This is a genomic window from Halegenticoccus tardaugens (assembly GCF_004116405.1).
Classification (GTDB): domain Archaea; phylum Halobacteriota; class Halobacteria; order Halobacteriales; family Haloferacaceae; genus Halegenticoccus; species Halegenticoccus tardaugens.
Map to the genome: position 1 here is coordinate 630,674 of NZ_SDIC01000001.1, position 18,977 is coordinate 649,650.

At 68.3% G+C, this 18,977-nt stretch carries 20 protein-coding genes and 1 tRNA gene; 6 read left to right on the forward strand and 15 right to left on the reverse strand.

Annotated features, from left to right (window positions below):
- Nucleotides 1-72: 72 nt before the first annotated feature.
- On the reverse strand, nucleotides 73-720 hold the full coding sequence (locus tag C3L37_RS03355) for a DUF1405 domain-containing protein (protein WP_129113194.1): 648 nt from the start codon (nucleotides 718-720) through the stop codon (nucleotides 73-75).
- A gap of 112 nt (nucleotides 721-832) precedes the next feature.
- Here C3L37_RS03355 and gpmI point away from each other — a divergent pair, with 112 nt between their 5' ends.
- Nucleotides 833-2,401 (forward strand): 2,3-bisphosphoglycerate-independent phosphoglycerate mutase, encoded by a 1,569-nt coding sequence (gene gpmI, locus C3L37_RS03360; protein WP_129113195.1) that lies wholly within the window; start codon nucleotides 833-835, stop codon nucleotides 2,399-2,401.
- A gap of 37 nt (nucleotides 2,402-2,438) precedes the next feature.
- Here gpmI and C3L37_RS03365 read toward each other — a convergent pair whose 3' ends face one another.
- The gene (locus C3L37_RS03365) at nucleotides 2,439-3,092 is read right to left on the reverse strand and encodes a TVP38/TMEM64 family protein (RefSeq protein ID WP_129113196.1); all 654 of its coding nucleotides are present in this window, start codon (nucleotides 3,090-3,092) and stop codon (nucleotides 2,439-2,441) included.
- A 52-nt stretch (nucleotides 3,093-3,144) separates the two neighbouring features.
- Between C3L37_RS03365 and C3L37_RS03370 the strand changes: the two genes are divergently transcribed.
- Nucleotides 3,145-3,546, forward strand: a complete 402-nt coding sequence (locus tag C3L37_RS03370; RefSeq protein WP_129113197.1) for a DUF5830 family protein — start codon at nucleotides 3,145-3,147, stop codon at nucleotides 3,544-3,546.
- A 93-nt stretch (nucleotides 3,547-3,639) separates the two neighbouring features.
- Here the strand turns inward: C3L37_RS03370 and C3L37_RS03375 are convergent, their stop codons facing one another.
- On the reverse strand, nucleotides 3,640-4,797 hold the full coding sequence (locus tag C3L37_RS03375; protein WP_129113198.1) for a DUF7115 domain-containing protein: 1,158 nt from the start codon (nucleotides 4,795-4,797) through the stop codon (nucleotides 3,640-3,642).
- A gap of 125 nt (nucleotides 4,798-4,922) precedes the next feature.
- On the opposite strand from C3L37_RS03375, the gene C3L37_RS24120 reads away from it, so the two are divergent.
- Nucleotides 4,923-5,101, forward strand: a tRNA-Met gene (locus tag C3L37_RS24120).
- Between the two features lie 66 nt (nucleotides 5,102-5,167).
- On the opposite strand, the gene C3L37_RS03380 is transcribed toward C3L37_RS24120, so the two are convergent.
- From C3L37_RS03380 to C3L37_RS03390, 4 genes are all read right to left on the reverse strand, one after another.
- Nucleotides 5,168-5,434 carry a hypothetical protein gene (locus C3L37_RS03380; protein ID WP_129113199.1) on the reverse strand — a complete coding sequence of 89 codons (267 nt, stop codon included), beginning with the start codon at nucleotides 5,432-5,434 and terminating at the stop codon, nucleotides 5,168-5,170.
- Between the two features lie 625 nt (nucleotides 5,435-6,059).
- Entirely contained in the window at nucleotides 6,060-6,236 is a 177-nt protein-coding gene (locus C3L37_RS24125) for a hypothetical protein (protein WP_164974647.1), read from the reverse strand.
- 106 nt (nucleotides 6,237-6,342) lie between these two features.
- Nucleotides 6,343-6,894 carry a DUF1684 domain-containing protein gene (locus C3L37_RS03385; protein WP_129113200.1) on the reverse strand — a complete coding sequence of 184 codons (552 nt, stop codon included), beginning with the start codon at nucleotides 6,892-6,894 and terminating at the stop codon, nucleotides 6,343-6,345.
- A 79-nt stretch (nucleotides 6,895-6,973) separates the two neighbouring features.
- The gene (locus C3L37_RS03390) at nucleotides 6,974-7,252 is read right to left on the reverse strand and encodes a hypothetical protein (protein ID WP_129113201.1); all 279 of its coding nucleotides are present in this window, start codon (nucleotides 7,250-7,252) and stop codon (nucleotides 6,974-6,976) included.
- A 250-nt stretch (nucleotides 7,253-7,502) separates the two neighbouring features.
- On the opposite strand from C3L37_RS03390, the gene C3L37_RS03395 reads away from it, so the two are divergent.
- Nucleotides 7,503-8,495 carry an asparaginase gene (locus C3L37_RS03395; RefSeq protein WP_129113202.1) on the forward strand — a complete coding sequence of 331 codons (993 nt, stop codon included), beginning with the start codon at nucleotides 7,503-7,505 and terminating at the stop codon, nucleotides 8,493-8,495.
- 79 nt (nucleotides 8,496-8,574) lie between these two features.
- Entirely contained in the window at nucleotides 8,575-8,853 is a 279-nt protein-coding gene (locus C3L37_RS03400; protein ID WP_129113203.1) for a transcriptional regulator, read from the forward strand.
- Between the two features lie 10 nt (nucleotides 8,854-8,863).
- Here the strand turns inward: C3L37_RS03400 and C3L37_RS03405 are convergent, their stop codons facing one another.
- Nucleotides 8,864-9,808, reverse strand: coding sequence for a DMT family transporter (locus C3L37_RS03405; RefSeq protein ID WP_129113204.1), 945 nt, complete (start codon nucleotides 9,806-9,808; stop codon nucleotides 8,864-8,866).
- Between the two features lie 103 nt (nucleotides 9,809-9,911).
- Between C3L37_RS03405 and C3L37_RS03410 the strand changes: the two genes are divergently transcribed.
- Complete coding sequence (locus tag C3L37_RS03410) at nucleotides 9,912-10,625, forward strand: 2-phosphosulfolactate phosphatase (protein ID WP_394345773.1); 714 nt, start codon at nucleotides 9,912-9,914, stop codon at nucleotides 10,623-10,625.
- 58 nt (nucleotides 10,626-10,683) lie between these two features.
- Here the strand turns inward: C3L37_RS03410 and C3L37_RS03415 are convergent, their stop codons facing one another.
- The 7 genes from C3L37_RS03415 to C3L37_RS03445 all read right to left on the reverse strand — a co-directional run bounded on the left by C3L37_RS03415 (nucleotide 10,684) and on the right by C3L37_RS03445 (nucleotide 18,908).
- Nucleotides 10,684-11,496, reverse strand: a complete 813-nt coding sequence (locus tag C3L37_RS03415; protein WP_129113206.1) for an energy-coupling factor transporter transmembrane component T family protein — start codon at nucleotides 11,494-11,496, stop codon at nucleotides 10,684-10,686.
- A 2-nt stretch (nucleotides 11,497-11,498) separates the two neighbouring features.
- Nucleotides 11,499-13,247, reverse strand: a complete 1,749-nt coding sequence (locus C3L37_RS03420) for an ABC transporter ATP-binding protein (RefSeq protein ID WP_129113207.1) — start codon at nucleotides 13,245-13,247, stop codon at nucleotides 11,499-11,501.
- A gap of 27 nt (nucleotides 13,248-13,274) precedes the next feature.
- Nucleotides 13,275-14,105, reverse strand: a complete 831-nt coding sequence (locus tag C3L37_RS03425) for a hypothetical protein (protein WP_228546095.1) — start codon at nucleotides 14,103-14,105, stop codon at nucleotides 13,275-13,277.
- Nucleotides 14,106-14,316: 211 nt separating this feature from the next.
- On the reverse strand, nucleotides 14,317-15,648 hold the full coding sequence (locus C3L37_RS03430; RefSeq protein ID WP_129113208.1) for an ABC transporter ATP-binding protein: 1,332 nt from the start codon (nucleotides 15,646-15,648) through the stop codon (nucleotides 14,317-14,319).
- Nucleotides 15,641-16,912, reverse strand: a complete 1,272-nt coding sequence (locus C3L37_RS03435) for an ABC transporter ATP-binding protein (protein ID WP_129113209.1) — start codon at nucleotides 16,910-16,912, stop codon at nucleotides 15,641-15,643. The genes C3L37_RS03430 and C3L37_RS03435 overlap by 8 nt, the downstream gene beginning before the upstream one ends.
- Nucleotides 16,909-17,922, reverse strand: a complete 1,014-nt coding sequence (locus C3L37_RS03440) for an ABC transporter permease (RefSeq protein ID WP_129113210.1) — start codon at nucleotides 17,920-17,922, stop codon at nucleotides 16,909-16,911. Before C3L37_RS03440 ends, C3L37_RS03435 begins: the two co-directional genes overlap by 4 nt.
- The gene (locus C3L37_RS03445; RefSeq protein WP_129113211.1) at nucleotides 17,922-18,908 is read right to left on the reverse strand and encodes an ABC transporter permease; all 987 of its coding nucleotides are present in this window, start codon (nucleotides 18,906-18,908) and stop codon (nucleotides 17,922-17,924) included. The genes C3L37_RS03440 and C3L37_RS03445 overlap by 1 nt, the downstream gene beginning before the upstream one ends.
- Nucleotides 18,909-18,977 lie beyond the last annotated feature (69 nt).

Here is an 18,977-nt window from a genome sequence, read left to right on the forward strand (position 1 = left end):
AGAATCTTCGTTCGTTTCGTTCACGCGGGTGAACGATCAGCTCGGGGCGGGAGCGAGGTCCTTATGATCCGCCTATCGCGACCCGTCGAGCGACTCGAACGCCGCGGCGGCGAACCAGACCGAGAGGACCGACAGCGCGACGGTGACGGCGACGAGCGCCGTCCCGGGTTCGTACCGCAGCGGCGGGTGGAAGCCGAACGCGTAGTCGAAGACGTCGTTCGCGAAGAGCAGCGCGAGCGCGAGCGCCAGCGCGCCCTTCGTCGTCCGTCCCACCCGAGCGATCAGGAGCGCCTCGACCACGAACAGCAGGTGGGTGAGGACGATTCCCCAGTAGTTCCAGAGCGCGGCGGGCGTAAAGCCGACGTACAGCGCCGGTCGGAGGTTCAACGCGACGGCCGTCCAGAGTCCGTACTTGACGAGCCAGACGAAAGAGAGGGTGTGCAGGTACGCGAGCGGCCGGTTCGTCGGCGACGCGAGCGGCGACGTGCGCCCGAGCGCGGGAAGGAGCGTCGCGAGCGACAGCGTCGCGAGCGCCAGCGCCGTCGGCGAATCGCCGTACAACGGCCAGAGGAACGTCGACACGCCGGGCATCGTCTCGACGTAGAACCGGACGCCGACGAGAAAGGCCGTCGCGTTGACCACGATGAGCCAGACGAGGCTCGGGCCGTTCCCGAGGTAGTACTCGACGTAGCGGTCCGGAACGAGACGCGCGGCGTCCATGCCGGAAGGGCGGCCGGGTCGGGTATAGGTGTCGCGGTCCGTCCGACGGCGGTCGGCCGCTTCCCTCGCCCGAAGCGAAGGGTAGTTACGCCCGGCGGCGGTGGGTTCGCGTATGAGAGCCGCGCTCGTCATTCTCGACGGCTGGGGACTCGGCGACCGGAACCGCCGAAGCGACGACGCTTCGGACGCGAACGCGGACGCGGACCGCTCGCCGCCCGGCAGGAACGCGGTCGAAGCGGCCGACACGCCGAACTTCGACCGATTCGCCGAGGACGGCGCGTACGGATCGCTCGACGTCTCCGGCCGGCGGGTCGGGCTGCCCGACGGACAGATGGGCAACAGCGAGGTCGGCCACATCAACATCGGCGCGGGCCGGGTCGTACACCAGGCGTACACCCGGATCAACGACGCCATCGCGGACGGCTCGTTCCTCGCGAACGACGCGCTCGACTCGGCGTTCGCGTACGCGGCCGAACGCGGCGGCCGCGTCCACTTTATGGGGCTCGTAAGCGACGGCGGCGTCCACTCCGATCAGGAGCACCTCCGCGCGCTGATCGGGATGGCGGCGGAGCGGGGCGTCGAGGCGGTCACCCACGCGTTCACCGACGGCCGCGACACCGCTCCGAAGGCGGGGGCGGGGTACCTCTCCGAACTCGAAGCCGTCGTCGAGGAGCGCGGAACGGGCGACGTGGCCACGGTTTCGGGGCGCTACTACGCGATGGACCGCGACCAGAACTGGGAGCGGACGAAGCGCGCCTACGACGCGATCGTGAACCGGCGGGCGAACTTCGAGGCCGATAGCGCCGTCGAGGCCGCCCGCGAGTCCTACGAGCGCGGCGAGACCGACGAGTTCGTCGAACCGACGCTGGTTTCGGGCGGCCCGGCGCTCGAAGACGGCGACGCCGTGATCTTCTTCAACTTCCGATCGGACCGCGCCCGTCAGCTCGTCCGGCTGCTCGCGGACATCGACCCGGGGTGGGATTTCGACGCCTCGCCGCCCGAGGTACGGCTGGTGACGATGACGCAGTACGACAGGACGTTCGACCTCCCGGTCGCGTTCCCGCCGAACCAGCCCGAGAACACCCTCGGGGAGGTCGTCTCCCGGGCCGGCATGACCCAGCTCCGGATCGCGGAGTCCGAGAAGTACGCCCACGTGACGTACTTCCTGAACGGCGGCCGCGAGGTCGAGTTCGACGGCGAGATCCGCCGCATCGTCCCGAGCCCCGACGTGCCGACGTACGACCGCAAACCCGAGATGAGCGCCGCCGAGGTGACGGACACCGCGGTCGAGCTCATCGAATCCGACGACCCCGACGTGCTCGTGTTGAACTACGCGAACCCGGACATGGTGGGGCACACGGGCGACTTCGACGCCGCGGTCGCCGCCGTCGAGGCGGTCGACGAACAGCTCGGCCGCCTCGTCGCCGCCGTCCGGGCCGCCGGCGGGCACGTGCTCGTCACCGCGGACCACGGCAACGCCGACGACATGGGGACGCCCGAAGCGCCCCACACCGCCCACACCTACAACCCGGTTCCGATCGTCTACCTCTCGCCGGACGGCGACGCGGCCGGGCTGAGGGTCCGCGAGGGCCGCTCGCTCTGCGACCTCGCCCCGACGATCCTCGAACTGATCGGCGTCGAGCAACCGGCGGAGATGACCGGCGAGTCGCTCCTGTCGTAGCGGCGGCGGAGCCGCTTCGTTCGATCCCGCGACGCGGTCACTCGCGGACGCCGCCGAACGCCCGGTCGTCGCCGCTGACGTGCCGGTAGACCGGACCGGCGAGAAGCAGCACCCCGACGAGCGCCGCGAGGGCGGCGAGTCGGGGGTCGACGGCTTCCGACAGCGACTCCGCGGTCAGCGAATCGAGCGACGCGCCGGCGACCGCTCCGGCGATCGCCCACGGCAGCTCTCCGAGCGCGGTGCCGACGAGAAACGCCCGGAAGGGGACGCGCGCCGCGCCCGCGCCGACCGACACCACGTCCGACGGGGCGGGGAACAGTCGGCTCGCGGCCACGCTCCGGACGGTCCCCGCGCCGTCGACGAAGCGCTCGCCGGCGTCGCCGATCCGTCCGCCGCCCGCGCGCCGGGCGAGCCAGTACGGGAGGACGCTCGTCACCACCATGAGCGCCGTTCCGACCGCGATCCCGGGGAGTCCGTACCCGTAGCCCGCCGCGACCGCCAGCAGGATCGTCGGCCACGCGAGAAACGGGCGGACGAGAGAAAGCGCGAGGAGCACGGCTGCGAACCGCACCGGGTCCGCGGCCAACCGTGCGAGCCACCGGAGCGTCCCGTCGGGCGAAGCAGCCCACGCGGCGATCGCGACCGCCGCGACGAGGAGGCCGCCGACGAGCAAGCGCGTCCGGCGATTCATACGAACCCCGCCGGGGCCGCGGGTGAAACCAGTTGCGCTTCGCGGAACGGTTATGCGTCGGGAACCTGAACGACCCACCGTGACGGACGACGCGGGCGGGGACGACCGGATCGAGCTCGCGCTCGACCTGCTGGCGCACCTCGAGGAGGACGAACTCGGCCTCCCGGAGGTCGTCGATCGGATCGAGACCGTGACGACGGACCCGACGGCGACGCGGACGATCCTCGACGAGGCGGAAAAGCGCGGCCTCGTCGAGCGCGAGGGCGGGCGCATACGGACGCGTAGCGGCGGAACCTTTGTCCGCTTCGAGAGTCAGGTGGTGACGAAGGAGGGCGAGTTCACCTGCCGCCGCTGCGGCTCCGGGCTCTCGACGGGCCACTTCATCCGCTTCGACTCGGGGGAACTCGGACCGTTCGGCTCGTCGTGCATCCGGAAGGTGACCGGGCGGGAGTGATCGGAAGAGAGCGCGAAGCGATCGGACGGAAGCGGCGGTGCGTGAGGGCCGTCGCCGTCGTCGGGTCGACGGTCCGCCGTCGGCGCGCTCACCTTACCGCCCGCGACGGAGTTCCTCGACGAGTCGTGCCGTGAGTTCCCGCTGCTGGCGGAGCTGTTCGTTCTGTCGTTCGACCACCTCGGTGAGCGCCGCGAGCTGTTCGGTGAGCGCGTCGTCCCGCACCGGCCCGGCGGGTTCGAAGCCGGAGCCGTCGAACCCGTCGGCGTCGGGTTCGGCCCCGCCGGCATCGGGCTCCACCCCGTCGCGGCCGGCCGACCCCGTCGCGCGTCGCTCGGTCGCGCGCTCGTCGCGCTCGCCCCGCGGAGCGCGCGCTTCCGCAGTCGCCGAGTCCGACGGATCCGCCGGATCCGCTGTACCCCTCGATTTGGTTCGGAACTCGGCGGACAAACCAGCCGACTCTGCCGACTCTGCCGCCTCTGCCGTCTCCGACGATCGGGTCGCGTTCTCCGGGTGTTCCGCGAGCTTCGAGGGGTTCGCGCCGAGCGGATCCGGGCCGACGCCGAAGTCCATCGCGTCCGATTTCGACGCCGGTTCGGCGTCGGCCCCGTCCGCCGTCGCGACGGTGGCCCTGAACGCCGCGAGGCTCTCGACGCCGTGGTGGGCGAGAATCGCCGATTCGAGGGTTTCGCGGACCGCGCGCGCCTCCTCGTTCGGCGCCTTGAAACGCTCCTGTCGGTTGCCGACGGTGACGACGACCGACGTGGCGACGCTGCCGCGTTCGAACGTCAGGTCGGTCACGTCGTCGTAGGCGAACTCCTCGTACTCGTCGTCCCAGACGGCCGCGCCGACGTGCTTTACGACGCGCGCGTCGGTGACGACGAGGGTCAGTTCGCTGAACCGGAACGTCCGCTCCACCGCCTCTCCGCCGTCGGTGATGCCCGCGGCGGCGAGCACGCCCGCGAGCACCGGGTGCAGCGCCTCGCTCAGCCGCTTCGTCGGCACCGAAAACGACCGCTCGCCGTCGAGGCCGTAGTCGAGCGCGACGCTCGACTTCCGCCGCCCCTCCGAAACGTCGACGCGTTCGGCGTCGTGTGGGTACGTTTCGACGGCTTCGTCGGACAACAACCCTTCGGCCCGGTAGAGGAGAGTTCGTGTCGGAGTCGTGAATAATTCGTCCTCGCCGCCGAGACTCACGCGAGCGGCGACTGGCTCCCCGTCGAGTTCGTTTCTGACCCGTTCCGGAAGATCCATGGACCCGTCTCTCGCCCTCGTGACATAAATTCGGGGGGTGGCGCGCGGCGTCGGGAGTCGATCGGCGGACGCGGTCGGGGCGATATGAGAAGGTTAAAGAGTCTCATCGCAATACGTGGAAGTGAGCCCGGGTGGCTTAGCTGGACATAGCGCCGCACTCATAGGGTATCGCGTCGGACCGGTTCGCCGGTCCAACCGCCGAGCTTCGGTGCGGTAACCGCCTTGGAAGCTCCGCTCCCGGAGGCCCGCCGAGCCTCGTACCTGGGACATGCGGAGATCGTGGGTTCGGAGCCCACCCCGGGCACTCGACGATTTCTCGTCGCCCGTTCGACCGTCCGAGATCCGTCTCCCGCGACCGGTCTCGGCCGACTCAACGGAACGCCCACCCGGTGGACGGTCGCCGATCCCGGGAATCGACGACGGTCGCGAAGTCCCCCTCGTACCGGATCTCGACGCCGTCCGGGAGATCCACCGCATCCACCGGGGCGAGCGACAGCAGGTCCGCCCGGTCGGTTTCGACGAACTCCCGCCCGGTTTCGGGCTCCCACATGCAGGGCCGCCAGGTGTCCGACTCGAACCGCTCCCAGAGGTCACACTCGGTGTAGTACCGACCGTCGGATCCTTCGTACACCCGCATGTCAGTTCCGCACCTCCTTCGGTTGCGGCGGCTCGTTCCGATCCCCCCGCCGGTCGTCCCCGGCGGGTACGCGGCGTCGGGTCGTCGGAGGCGGCCGACGGGGCGGCGGTCTCGATCGCGTCGGTCCGACGGCTCGAACCGCGACCGCCGGGACTTCTCTCGTCGTTCTCCGGTTCGTGTGACAGGTGATGGTTCGTTTCGTCATTCGTATTCCTCACGGTGTATCGAACTCGAGTCGTGGCGTCGCGACACCGCTGCTCCGGACGCACACACCTGACACCGCCCCTCTCGGAGACCACCTACGACGCGGACGGTTCCCGTCCTCCCCTTATTATCTCAGTTACCACCAACGTGGATAAACGAAAAGCATGCAAAAGCAAGGAACTTATGAACGAACGCGTCCGCACACAGTCGGACCGCTCGAAACCCTCACGGGGCGCGTCCGAACGGGCCAGCGGGTGCATCCGAATGGGCCAGCAGGTGCGCCCGACGTCGTTCCTCGACTCGCGACGTCGCGACTCTCGGGTATCGAGTGTATCCCGACCCGCGGAGGCGCGGGACGCCTAACGCGTCCACGACTCGAACGAAAGTGACCGCCGATTCCGCCGATTCCACCGCGTTCCGCTCAGACGGGACGGCCGACGCCGTCGGTGCCGACGAGGTACGTGCCGACCGTCAGGAGCACGGCGGCGGGGAGAACCAGCAGCCCCAGACTCGCCTCCGGGGAGACGCCCGGAAGGAAGGCGATCGTTCCGACGATCATCAGAGCGAGGCCCAGCGTGCCTTTGCGCGTGAATCCCATGACTCTAGTTCCTTCTTCCCGCCGGATCGCATAAGGAGTTTGGTTTCCCCTCGAATACCACACAATCTATTATGTCGTATTCGGCGCGCCCGCGCCCGATTCCGAACTACGCTCGTTCGCCGGCGCGGACGGCGACGCCGAGCCAGTTCTCCTCGGGCGGAAGGGGGCACGAGAAGGCGTCGCTGTAGGCGCAAAACGGCGTGTAGGCGAGGTTGAAATCCAGCGTCAACGCGCCGTCGTCGAGTTCGCCCTCCGGTTCGAACTCCATGTACCGACCGCCGCGGTACGTCTCCTGACCGGTCGTTTTGTCCCGAAACGGCACGAACAGCGTCCGCTCCGACGCCGTCTCCCGTCGGTACGCCGCGAGCGTCAGCGGATCGCCTCGGATCTCGAACTCGAAGGTCGCGACGCGTAGGTACCGAACGTTCGGTCCGGCCGTCGTCTCCATCTCGATCGGGTCGGGCCGATCGTGCGCGCGGACGACCGCCTCGATCCGGTACTCCGGGTCGGGATCGAAGTACGAGAGGCCCTCGAAGCCGTCGCGTTCGTCCGGCGGGATCGGCGACTGCGGGTGCTCGGCGAAGAACTCGTCCTTCTCGGCGCGCTTCGCCCGCAGCTCCGCCGCCCACGCGTCAGGGTCGAAATCGCTGGCGTTCACGCCCGCCGCTAGCCGGCGCTCCCCTAATGCTCTGACGGACGACGGCGAACCGTCGTGCTCCCGGGTCGAACGAGCGGACTCACCGCCGGTGGGCGTGTCCGGCGAACAGCGCGACGGCGTTCGCGGCCAGCAGGCCGACGAAGACGACGTCCTCAGAACCTTTCAACCCACCGAACAGGAGCGGGACGTAGAGGAACGGCAGCGCGACGGCCGCCCAAAAGCAGACCGCGCGGACCGGCACCGCGACGGCTTCCGAGAGCGCCTCGAAGACGCCCGCGTCGACGCCGATCGCGAACGCGTCGTCGACGGTTCCGGACCGGGCGGACTGCTCTTCGACGGCGGTGGAGGGACGTGACATGATGTGTGACCTCGTCGGCCGTCCGTTCGAGGGGACGTGCGATATAACCGGGAGAGCCTTTGACTCCGTTCGACGCGCTTCACTCCGAGAACGACGGAGGCCGGACGTTTCACGGAACGTTTTCTGTCTGTTAAACGATTTATCGAACGCGCTAATACTTCGTTGCAGTCATATCAAGGAAATATTATTTCGGTGCGCGACGCGGGCGGGCGTCGAAAGAACGAACGGTCTCGGGCGCGAGCGAAGACGCATGCCGACGGTACGAGTGCTCAGTTGCGGCGGGACGATCGCGAGCGAACCGGACGACGCGGGGGCCGCCCCGGCGAAATCGGGACGGGAACTGGTCGACGCCGTGCCGGCGCTGTCGGCGCACGCCGACCTCCGCGTCGAGGAGATCGCGTCGAGACCGGGGTTCGACATGGACGTCGAAACCGTCGCCCGCGTCGCCGAGGCGGCGGCGACCGCCGCCGACGCCGACGCCGACGACCGCCCGGACGGCACGGGCGGCGCGGACGGGATCGTCATCACGCAGGGAACCGACACCATCGCCGAGGTGGCGTACGCGCTCGATCTCGCGCCCGCGATTCCCGTGCCGATCGTCGTCACCGGGGCCCAGCGTCGGTTCGACGAACCGGGATCGGACGCGCCGGCGAACCTCCTCGCGGCCGTCCGCGCGGCGACGGACGAGCGGTTCGCGGCGGGCGTCTACGTCGCGTTCGACGACGAGCTGCACGCGGCGCGCGACGCGGTCAAGGCGCACACGAACGCGCTCGGAGCGTTCGAATCGCCCGGGAAAGGTCCCGTCGCGACGTTCACCCGCGGGGGCGTCCGCGTCCACCGCGAACCGCGGAGCTACTCCGACGACGTCCCAGCGATCGGATCGGGCGTGACGGTGCCCGTCGTCCACTCGGGCCTCGGCGTCGACGGCGGACGGCTCGAACGGGAGGTCGACGCCGGCGCGGACGGCGTGATCGTCGAGGGAACCGGGCTCGGAAACGTCACGGGGGACCTCGGCGACGCGATCGCCGCGGCCGCGGAGCGGGTGCCCGTCGTCGTCGCCTCGCGGTGCCACGCCGGCCCGACGGAGCCGGTGTACGGGACCCGCGGCGGCGGGGTGACCCTCCGCGACCACGGCGCGCTCTTCGCCGACGACCTGCCCGCGGCGAAGGCGCGGGTCAAGCTCCTGCTCGCGCTGTCGGCGGGGCTGTCGGACGACGAGATCGCCGCGCTGTTCGACGATTGATCGGATCGGGGGCGTCGTTCGACGCCCGATCGGATCGGGGGCGGACGGATTTATCCCCCGCTCGCGCCTCCCTGGAACCATGGCAGATCTCAACCCGCTCGCAAAGCGCATGTACAACGTCAGTCCGGATCCGGTTCGGCTGACGCTCGACGACGGCTCGTCGGCCGTGTACCACCTCCGCAGCGCGGAGTTCTTCCAGCGGGAGTTTCAGGCCGAAGGGACGCGGGAGGGGGACGACGCGGCGTACCGCTTCGCGACGACGGCCGACAACGAGGGGGTCCTCGTCGGTCGGGAGGGCCCCGACGAGGACGGCTGGTCGACGATCGGCAGCGTGGTCGAGGTCGAGCGGGCGGAGTGAGGTCGGGGCGTCAGTTCCGGAGAAACAGCGCCCGGAGGCCCCCGCGGATCCGCGGCAGTTCGCCCCGGATCGCCTCCCGCTTGATCAGGAGGAATCCGACGAAGATGAGGAGGAAGCCGGCCGCGGTCGCCGGTCGAAGCTCCTCCGCGAGGAACAGCCACCCCGACAGCGCGGCGAAAACCGGCGCGACGTAGGAGACGAGGTTGATCTGGATCGCCCCGAGCCGGTCGAGCAGCGTGAAGTAAATGAGAAAGCCGACCGCGCTCGATCCGATCGCGAGGTACAGCAGGGCGGCGAGCGCCGCCGGCTCGGTCCACTCGACGCCGCGGATCGGCTCGCCGAGTCCGACCGAGACGGCGTGCATCAACAGCGCGCCGCCGAGCATCGACCACGCCTCCATCGACTCGATCGGCATCTCCGCGTCGATCCGTTTGGTCAGCACGCTCCCGAGCGCGAACGCCGCCGTCGCGCCGAGGACGAGCAGCTTCGCGACGAAGCCGCCGGACAGGAGGGCGTCCGGATCGGGCTGCGAGAGCACGACCACCCCGACGAGGCCGAGGAGAAGCCCCGCGATCCCGGCGGTCGTCAGCCGATCGCTGGGAAGCAGCAGCCGCGCGAAGCCCGTCGTCAGCACGGGACTGAGACTCACGATGACCGCCGCGACGGCGCTCGTCACGCCGGGGTCGGTCTGACCGACGAAAAGCAGCGCGTGGTAGACCGCGATGAGGAGCACCGAGCCGATCGCGACGAGCGCCCACTGACCGCGACCGCGGGGGACGGGATCGTCGAGGACGTGCCACGCGTACGCGAGCATGAGTACTCCGGCGAGGTCGTAGCGGACGGCGGCGAACAGCACGGGCGGGAAAAACTCCAGGCCGGCCTTGATCGCCATGAACGCCGACCCCCAGAGGGCGGCGAGGACGGCGAACAGAACGGCGTCTCGGTACCGGCTCACAGAGATGGTCGCGAACGGGCGAGCCTCAAGGTTTCGCTTCCGGCGCGTTCGGCCGATTCGCCGACGGGGTGGCGTCGGTCGGAGGAGTCGCTCGCACGGCCGACTGCGAACGAAATCGATCCCTCGGGGCGCCTCCCGCGCGGCGATTCCGGCGTCGCCGGCGCCGGGAAACTACGTCGTCGTCGACGTGACCCACTTTTCCACGACGGTCGTCGAACTGCTGACGAACGGCGCGGCGTACGTCCACGTCACCGACGAGCGCGGCGACGAGTTCGCCTTCAAAGAGGACCACCCCGACTGTCTGATCGGGGGCGGATCGAGCGCCGATTACACGCCGACGGAGGGGTACGACTTCTTCAACTCGCCGAGTTACGTCCGGTCGCTCGACGTCGACGGCCGACCAGTGGCGATGACGTCGACGAACGGCGGCGGCACCGTGGCCGACCTGCGGACGGTGGGCGTCGACGGCGTTGAGGTGTACGTGGGTGGGACGACGAACGCGGACGCCGTGGCGGCGCACCTCCGAGAGAGTGACGCGCCGACTTACGTCGTGGCCTGCGGTTCGAAAGGCAAGCCCTCGCCCGAGGACCTCGTCGGCGCGGTCCTGATCGGCCGCTATCTCGAGGACTCGCCGCCGAGCGACGCAGAGATTGACGCGTACCGCGGAATCATCTACGCCGCGAAGGGTCGAAAGTACGCGACCAAGGCCGAGATTCGACGCCGGGACCTCCGAGAGCACAGCACGACCGTCAACAGCCGAACGGCGGTGCCGAAACTCGTCGGGCGGAAACTCCGCGACGTCGGCGATGCCGCCTGAGGGACGCACGGGACGGCCGTTTCAGCCCGTGGCGAACGGGAACCGACGCGCTCGTCGGTTAGAAGACGACGACGAGCGCGGCTGCGAACGCGATCGAAGCGCAGAAGAAGGCGGCGTCCTTTGGCGTCGATCGGAGCTCTGCGAGCCTGAGATCCCGGCTTTGGTCCTCCCCGAGCGCGTGCGAGAACCCCTTCGTCTCCATCGCCTCGACCGTCACGCGGGCACGTTTGGCGACGTTGAAGATCATCGGATAGAACGCCTTGACGATGACCGTCACGAGGTACAGGTAGTGACGCCAACGAAGGATTCCGGCGTTTTCGGGCGCTTTGCTCCGCAGCCGGTACGTGTTCACCAGGGCGTGGTACTCCTCGACGAGCACGGGGAGCATCCGGTAGCCGTAGGCGATGACGAACGTAAACTGGTGGGGGACACGAAAACTCAAGAGTGCCTTGCTCAGGTTTCGCGGACTCATGCTGGAGAACACCGCCAGGCTGAGGATCGACACGATGGTGAGCTTCAGCGTGAACGGGACGAGCGCCGCCACGACCGACGGTCCCGCGTCTCCGAGGTAGGTCGCCAGTAATCCGTAGAAGAACAGGTTTGAGGCGGTCGAGAACGCGAGCGTTGCGACGAGAAACAGGCTGACCTGCGACCGGGCGGCTAGGATCGCAGAGACGAGAAAGAGGATCAAAAGCGGCGTCAGGTCGAAGAACAGCCACGGGAGAAAGATGAAGATCGCGTACCAGACGAGGAGCATCCGCGGGTCGAACTGGTTGAGAAAGGCTCGGTCGTTGTCGTAGGCGGTGCGGAGGAGGTCGATTTTGAGTTCGTCGATGCGCACCGCGTCGCGGAATGAGGAGACGTACCCCATCGTTACCGTCCCTCCGCGGCGATACGTGCGGCCAGATCGTCGACATCGAGCGCGAAGGGACGGACACCGAGTCGTGCGCTCAGTTCGACGACCTGCGGTAAGCGAAGGTTCGACGTCTCGAGCAACGTCTCGTCTTCAAACACGCGGCCGGGCGGACCGTCCGCGAGCACCTCGTCCGCGCTCATGACGACGACGCGAGTGGCCCAGGAGGCCGCCAGTTGCAGGTCGTGTGTGGCCACGAGCACCGTTTGAACCCGATCACCGACGCGGTCGATCGTCTCGGTCACATCGCCGCGGCTCGCGACGTCGAGGCACCCCGTCGGCTCGTCGAGCAGCACGAGCGACGGTTCCATCGCCAGACCGATGGCCAAGGAAGCCCGACGCTGTTGTCCGACGCTCAGGAGACGCCCATCGCGATCCTCGAGGTGCGTCAGGTCGAGCGACCGAAGTACCCTGTCGACGCGCTCGTCAGCGTCCTCGTAGCCTCGCTGTTCGAGGTAGTACGCGACGTCACCTCGGACGGTATCGGCGACGAACATCTCTTCCGGGTTCTGGTGGACGTAGACCACGTCCTCTGCGATCTCCTCGGGCAGGGTCTTCGCGGTGTCGTGACCGAGCACCCGCACGGTCCCGGCTTGCGGCGTCTCGATCCCCGTGAGAACCTTGAGCAGGGTCGACTTTCCGGTCCCGTTTCCTCCGAGAACCGCGATCCTCTCGCCCGCGCGAAACGATAGCGAGAGGTCGTCGAAGACGGTCGTGCGTCCGTTGCGAAGCGTTCGATATCCGTGCGTCACCCCGTCGAGGGTTGCTACCGTTTCGGAACCGTCGGCCGTGGTTCCGAGACACGCGCTTCCGACTGCGTCGGCGGTCACGTCCGATCGCAGGCCGCCGTCAGCCGAAGGGTGAACCACACCGAACGCCCCGACGGCCTCTTCGACGGTGACGGGGAGGCGGTCCCCGTCGACCGTCGCTTCCGGGACACGCTCTGCAACCTGCGTGACCTGCGGCGGATAGATGTTTCGCGCCCGGAGATCGTCCAGTTGGTTCATCGCCTCCGCGGTGGGTTTCTTCCAGACGATCCGACCGTCGTCGACGAGCACGACGTGGGTGCAGTAGTCCGCGACGAACTCGGTGTGGTGTTCGATGACGACGATCGTCTTCTCGTGATCTTCGTGCAGGCGTCGCAGGTGCTCGTAGGCCAACTCGGCGTTCATCGGATCGAGCTGTGCGGCGGGTTCGTCGACGACGACGACCTCCGGATCCACCGACAACGCGCCGGCGAGCGCCGCGAGATGCTGCTGGCCGCCGGAGAGCTCCCAGACGAACCGATCGGCGAGCCGTCCGATCCCCAACCTGTCGAGCGCCGTCCTCGCGCGGTCGCGGTAGTCAACGTGCCCGTGGTTCAGGGGGGCGAACTCGACGTCCTCCAGCACGGTGGGCTGCACCAGTTGATTTTCGAATTCCTGAAATACGTATCCCACGTTCCTGGAGAGCTCGGAGACGGACGCTTCGGCGGTGTCGGTACCGAACACCGACACCGTTCCTTCGACGCTTCCCTCGTAGAAGTGTGGAACGAGCCCGTTGAACGTCTTACAGAGCGTCGTCTTTCCACACCCGTTCCCGCCGATGACGGCGGTGAACTCGCCGGCTTCGACGGTCAGGTCGACGTCCCGGAGGACGTACTTGTCCGCGCCCGGATACCTGAAGGAGAATCCTCGAACCGAAATCGGGGTCGTGTCTGCTGAGATCATGCGGTAAAGAACGGTTTGCCTCGGACGCTACGCCGCCGTTCGGTTCCGTCGCATCCGCATCCAAAGGAGCGCGAGGACGACGATCGCGCCCACGATCGGCACGACGAGGAACACCTGGCCGTAGGTTTCGACGAACTCCGGTTCCCAGATGACGTTGACCATCCCGCCAGATTCGCTCAGGATCTCGAAGCCCATCGCGAACGGGAAGGCGAGAAGCGGGAGGAACAGCAGCTTCAGCGACCGCGCGTCGAGCATCGACGCGTTCGGATCGGCCGGACGCGGCTCCATGCCGAGGAGCGGTTCGAGCTTCCCACGGAGCTTCGGATAGAGATATAGCGTCGGGATGAGGCCGAAGATGACGCCCGCGATCAGCATCTGATTGAACCAGTCGAACAGTTCGATAGCCCAGATACTCTCGGGGAGGCCGGGAACGGCTTCGAGTTCTTCGACGCCGACGTACACCTTCGCGACGTCGATCAGCACCGCGAACGCCTCCTCAAGTCCCTCAGCGACGAGCACGGCGATCGCGAGCTGGAGCTTGCTGTCCGGATTCTTCAGGAGGGCCGACGCGAAGTAGTAACACGTCGTGAGCATGATGAGGTTCTCCATCGCACCGAGTCCGTCGAACTCGCCGATGAGAATCTCACCGAAGACGATCTCGCCGACCGGAACCGCCAGCGCCGCCCAGATCGTCCCGAAAAGCATCACGAGCGTCATCGGGATGAACAGGAACTCGTCGAAGCCGATCTCCATCGGCCCGAGCATGAACTCGGGCGAAAGTTCGGTCACCGCGTTCTGCAGACCGTTGAGGGACATGATGAGGATGAACACCATCATGTCCCGGTGGTCGAAATTCAACCAACTTCTCTCCGAATTAGACTCGGTCGCTTTTGCCATGAGGCTCGTGCGGGTGTCTCCACCAAGGGCCCATTTGATTTTATATTTCTGATATTTAGCCCGGATGTCTCCCCCAGAGCGTCACGAGCGATAGATACGGGGCGGAGCGCAGCATTTGCCACTGTATGTCATAGGTTGCGGAAATACCGGACGAAAACGGCCGAGACGACGTCTAGTCCACCCGCGCCTCCGCTTCGTCCCCCTCTCGGCTCTCGACCGGTTGGTCGTACAGGTGGCAGGCCGCCGGGTGCTCGCGCTCTTGCAACACCGGTCGGGTCGTCTCGCAGACGCTCTCGAAGCGGGCGCGGAGCGTCTCCGCGGCGCGGTCGCGGTCGCCCTCGGCCAACGCGTCGAGCGCCCGTTCGACGGCGTTCTCGTTCTCCCCGTCGAGGTCGTCGGCGAAGAACTCCTCGCGGAGGTGGCGCTTGAACGCCGGCTTGTCGGACCCGTCGGGATCGCCGACCGCGTCCCAGATCGCGGCGAGGTTCAGGTCGGCCGCCTCGACGCGCTCGCGGAGATCCATCACCTCGCGGTAGGTCCGCTGGTCGACGTCGATCCCGGCGGGCGGGATGACGAGCGGGCAGCGCGTCCGGAACCGGCAGCCGGACGGCGGGTTCCGCGGCGACGGCACGTCGCCGGCGAGCGCCTCGACCCGTCGGCCTTGCTCCGTGAGTTTCGCCCGCGGGACGCTCTCCAACAGCGCCCGCGTGTACGGGTGCTGGGGGTCGTCGAACAGGTCGTCCGTCGGCCCCAGTTCGACGACGTTGCCGAGGTACATCACGGCGACGCGGTCGCAGATGTGACGGACGACGGAGAGGTCGTGGGCGATGAAGAGGTACGTCAGCCCGAACTCCTCCTGCAGGTCGTCGAGGAGGTTGAGCACCTGCGCCTGCACGCTCACGTCGAGCGCGGAGACGGGCTCGTCGAGGACGATGAAGTCGGGTTCGAGCGCGAGCGCGCGGGCGATGCCGATCCGCTGGCGCTGCCCCCCGGAGAACTCGTGCGGGTAGCGGTCGATCTGGTCCGCAGAGAGGCCGACGCGGTCGAGCAGTTCCTTCGCGCGGTCGCGTCGATACTCGGCCTTCGAGCGCCCGTCCCCGGTGTCCTCGGGTAACCCGTGAATCCGAAGCGGTTCGGCGAGGATTTCCCCGATCGTCATCCGCGGATCGAGGCTGGAGAAGGGGTCCTGAAAGACGATCTGCGCGCGTCTCCGGAAGGCCTTGAGCTCGGCGTCGTCCATGCCGAGGACGCGTTCGCCGTCGAACTCGACGTCGCCGGCCGTCGCCTCGCGCAGACGGAGCAGCGTCTCCCCCGTCGTCGACTTGCCGCACCCCGACTCGCCGACGAGTCCCAGCGTCTCGCCGCGGTCGATGTCGAAGCTCACGCCGTCGACGGCCTTCACGCTCCCCGCGTCCCGTCCGAGGAGTCGGTCGAGAAGCGAGTCGCCGTCTCCGTAGTACTTCCGCAGGTCGCGGACGCGAACGAGGGGGCTGCCGTCAGTCATCGGCGTTCACCTCCGATTCCCGCCCCCGGTTTCCGCCCTCGGGCCGCGCTGGTGCTCCCGACTCGGCGTCGAAATAGCCGTCGGGGAGCGCCTGCGAGGGGTCGTAGTCGCGCTCCGCGAGCACGCAGCGCGCCCGGTGTTCGGCGTCCCCCTCCCCGTTCGACCCGCGCGACGGGACGTCGTCCGCCGCCGCGAACTCGGGGATGCGCGTCAGACACTCCTCCATCGCCATCGGACAGCGGTCGGCGAAGTAACACCGTTCGCCCATCTCGGCGTCGAGCAGGCTCGGGACGTTGCCCTCGATCGGTCGTAGCCTCGGCGCGGGGTCTTCGAGGTCCGGGATCGATCCGAGGAGCCCCCGCGTGTAGGGGTGGACGGGGTTTTCGAACACGTCTTCGAGGGTTCCTCGTTCGACCACCTCGCCGGCGTACATCACCCCGACGCGGTCGCACATGCGGGCGATGACGCCGAGGTCGTGGGTGATCAAGATCACGCTCATCCCCTCGCGCTCCTGCAGGTCCCGGAGGAGGTTCAGGATCTGCGCCTGGATCGTCACGTCGAGCGCCGTCGTCGGCTCGTCGGCGACGAGGACGTCCGGTTCGCCCGCGAGCGCCTGAGCGATCATCGCCCGCTGGAGCATCCCGCCGGAGAACTGGTGGGGGTACTCGTCCGCCCGGTCGACCGGGTCCGGAATGCCGACCTGTTCCAGGAGTTCGATCGCGCGCTCCCGGCTCTCCGTCGAGACGTACGATCGCGAGGGGACGACGCTGTCGACGACGAAGTTGACGAGCCCGTACCCCTGCGTCCGCGACCGGGTGCGTCGCGGGTTCGCGCGGGCGCGGCGCTGGGCCTCCACCGCCTCGGCGATCTGCTCGCCCACCGTGATCGAGGGGTTCATGCTGCTCATCGGGTCCTGAAACACCGTGCTGAACGACGGCCCGCGGAGCGCCCGCCGCACGCCCTCGGGGAGCCGCCGCACGTCGACGAAGTCGCCGTCGACGGCCTCCGGGCGCTCGCCGCGGAACTCCTCCGCGAGGTCGGCGTTTCGGTACCACACCTCCCCGGCGGTGACGCGCCCGGGGGAGTCGACGAGATCGATGATCGAAAGCGCCGTGACGCTCTTTCCGGATCCGCTCTCGCCGACGATGCCGTAGATCTCGCCGTTTTTCACGTCGAAGCTCACGCCGTCGACGGCGTTGACCTGCCCCTCCTCCGTGAAAAAGCGGGTCCGCAGGTCGCGGACCCTGAGGATCTCGTCGCTCATACGCCCCCCTCCCCCTCGATGCTCGGATCGAGGGCGTCGCGGAGCCAGTCGCCGACGAGGTTGATCCCGATCACGGCGAGGACGATCGCGAGCCCCGGCAGGGAGGCGATCCACCACGAGGACGCGAGGTAGCCGCGGCCCTGCGCGATGTCGAAGCCCCACGAGAGGTTCGCGCCGGAGAAGCCGAGGTAGGCGAGCGAGCTTTCGAGCAGGATGATCGCGGCGATCTGGATCGTCGCCAGCACGAGGATCGGCGTGACGCTGTTCGGGAGCACGTGTCTGCCGATGATGTGCGCGTCGCTCGCGCCCAGCGCGCGGGCCGCCTTGACGTACTCCTCCTGTCGGACCGACAGCGCCTCGCCGCGGGCGACCCGGGCGAACCAGACCCAGTTGACGAGCGCGACGACGACGATGACCGTCCCCGGCAGGACGACGTTCGGCGGCATTCCCGGCTCGATTCCGGCCGCGACGATCGGGTCGGGGATCCGAACCGACGCCCCGCCGAGGAGCCCGATGAGCGCGATGGCGAGCACCAGCGAGGGGAACGCGAGCATGATGTCCGAGAGGCGCATCAGCCCGTCGTCGACCCGGCCGCCGTAGTAGCCGGCGGTCTGCCCGACGGTGACGCCGACGAGGACGGCGAGCGCCGTTCCGAGCACGCCGACGAGCAGCGAGGTTCGCGCGCCGTAGATGATGCGAGAGAGCATGTCTCGGCCGAGGGAGTCGGTGCCGAGGGGGTGCGCGAGCGTCGCGTCGACCTGCCGTTCGCGTTCGACGACCTGAACCTCCCCGTCGACCACCTCCGACGTCGTCTCGTTCTGCGTCGCGCTGAACCCGAGCGGGGGGAGCTGCGACTCCCCGAGGTTCTGTTTCATCGGGTGGTGCGGCGCGAGCACCGGCGCGAAGGCCGCCACGAACAGGACCGCGATGACGAGCGCGACGCCGAGCTTCGCGAGCGCGCTCCGGCCGAACTCGCGCTTGAGGCTACGGAGGGTGCGCGGGGACACCATCAGTCGTTCACCACCCGGGGGTTGACGTACGCGTACAGCGCGTCGACGACGATGTTCACCACGACGAAGCCCGTCCCGATGACGATGAGGCTCCCCTGGATGAGCGGCCAGTCGCGGTCGTTGATGCTCTCGATCACGAGCGTGCCGAGGCCGGGCCACGCGAAGACGGCTTCAGTGATGACCGCGCCGCCGATGAGCGTCCCGAGCTGGAGTCCGAGCACCGTGATGACCGGGATGAGCGTGTTCCGCAGCGCGTGCTTGTACCGGACGAGCGACTCGGGTAGCCCCTTCGCCCGGGTCGCCCGGACGTAGCTCTTTCCGAGTTCGTCGAGCATCCCGCTCCGCGTGAGCCGCGTGATGAGCGCGGTGAAGTACGTTCCGAGGGTGATCGCCGGGAGCGTGATGTACTTCGCCCAGACGACCAGCCCGGCGGGGTTCCCCTGGGCGAGATACCCGAGCGCCGCGGCGAACCCGATCGCCCTGCGGCTCGTCGGGAAGATGCCGAACTGTACCGACAGGACGAGCACGAGCATGATGCCGAGCCAGAAGTTCGGCGTGCTGATGCCCGCGAGCGAGAACGTCGTCGCCGCGTAGTCGGCCGGCTTGTGCCGCCGCGTCGCGCTCACGACGCCGAGCGGGATCGACAGGACGACGGCGACGACGGTGGCGACGACCGCCAGTTCGACCGTCGCCGGGAGCTTGGCGAAGATCCGCGCGCTGGCCTCGGTACCTCTGATGTAGGAGTACCCCATCTCGCCCTGCACGAGCCCGACGAGGTAATCGACGTACTGTACGTAGAGTGGTTTGTTGAGGCCCAGATCCGCCGCGATCCGCTGGCGGAGCTCGGGGCTCGCGTCGAGGGGCGCGATGAACGTGACCGGATCGCCCGGCGTGATGAATCGGAGGAGGAAGACGACCGTCACGACCCCCCAGACGACGAATATTCCCTGCAGACCTCGCTTGAGTATGAATCTACCTACTGACATGTGTTGGTCGAGGGTTGCTGTCTCGGCGTCCGCCGATGCGTCGTCGGCGCGGCGTTACCACGGCGGGTG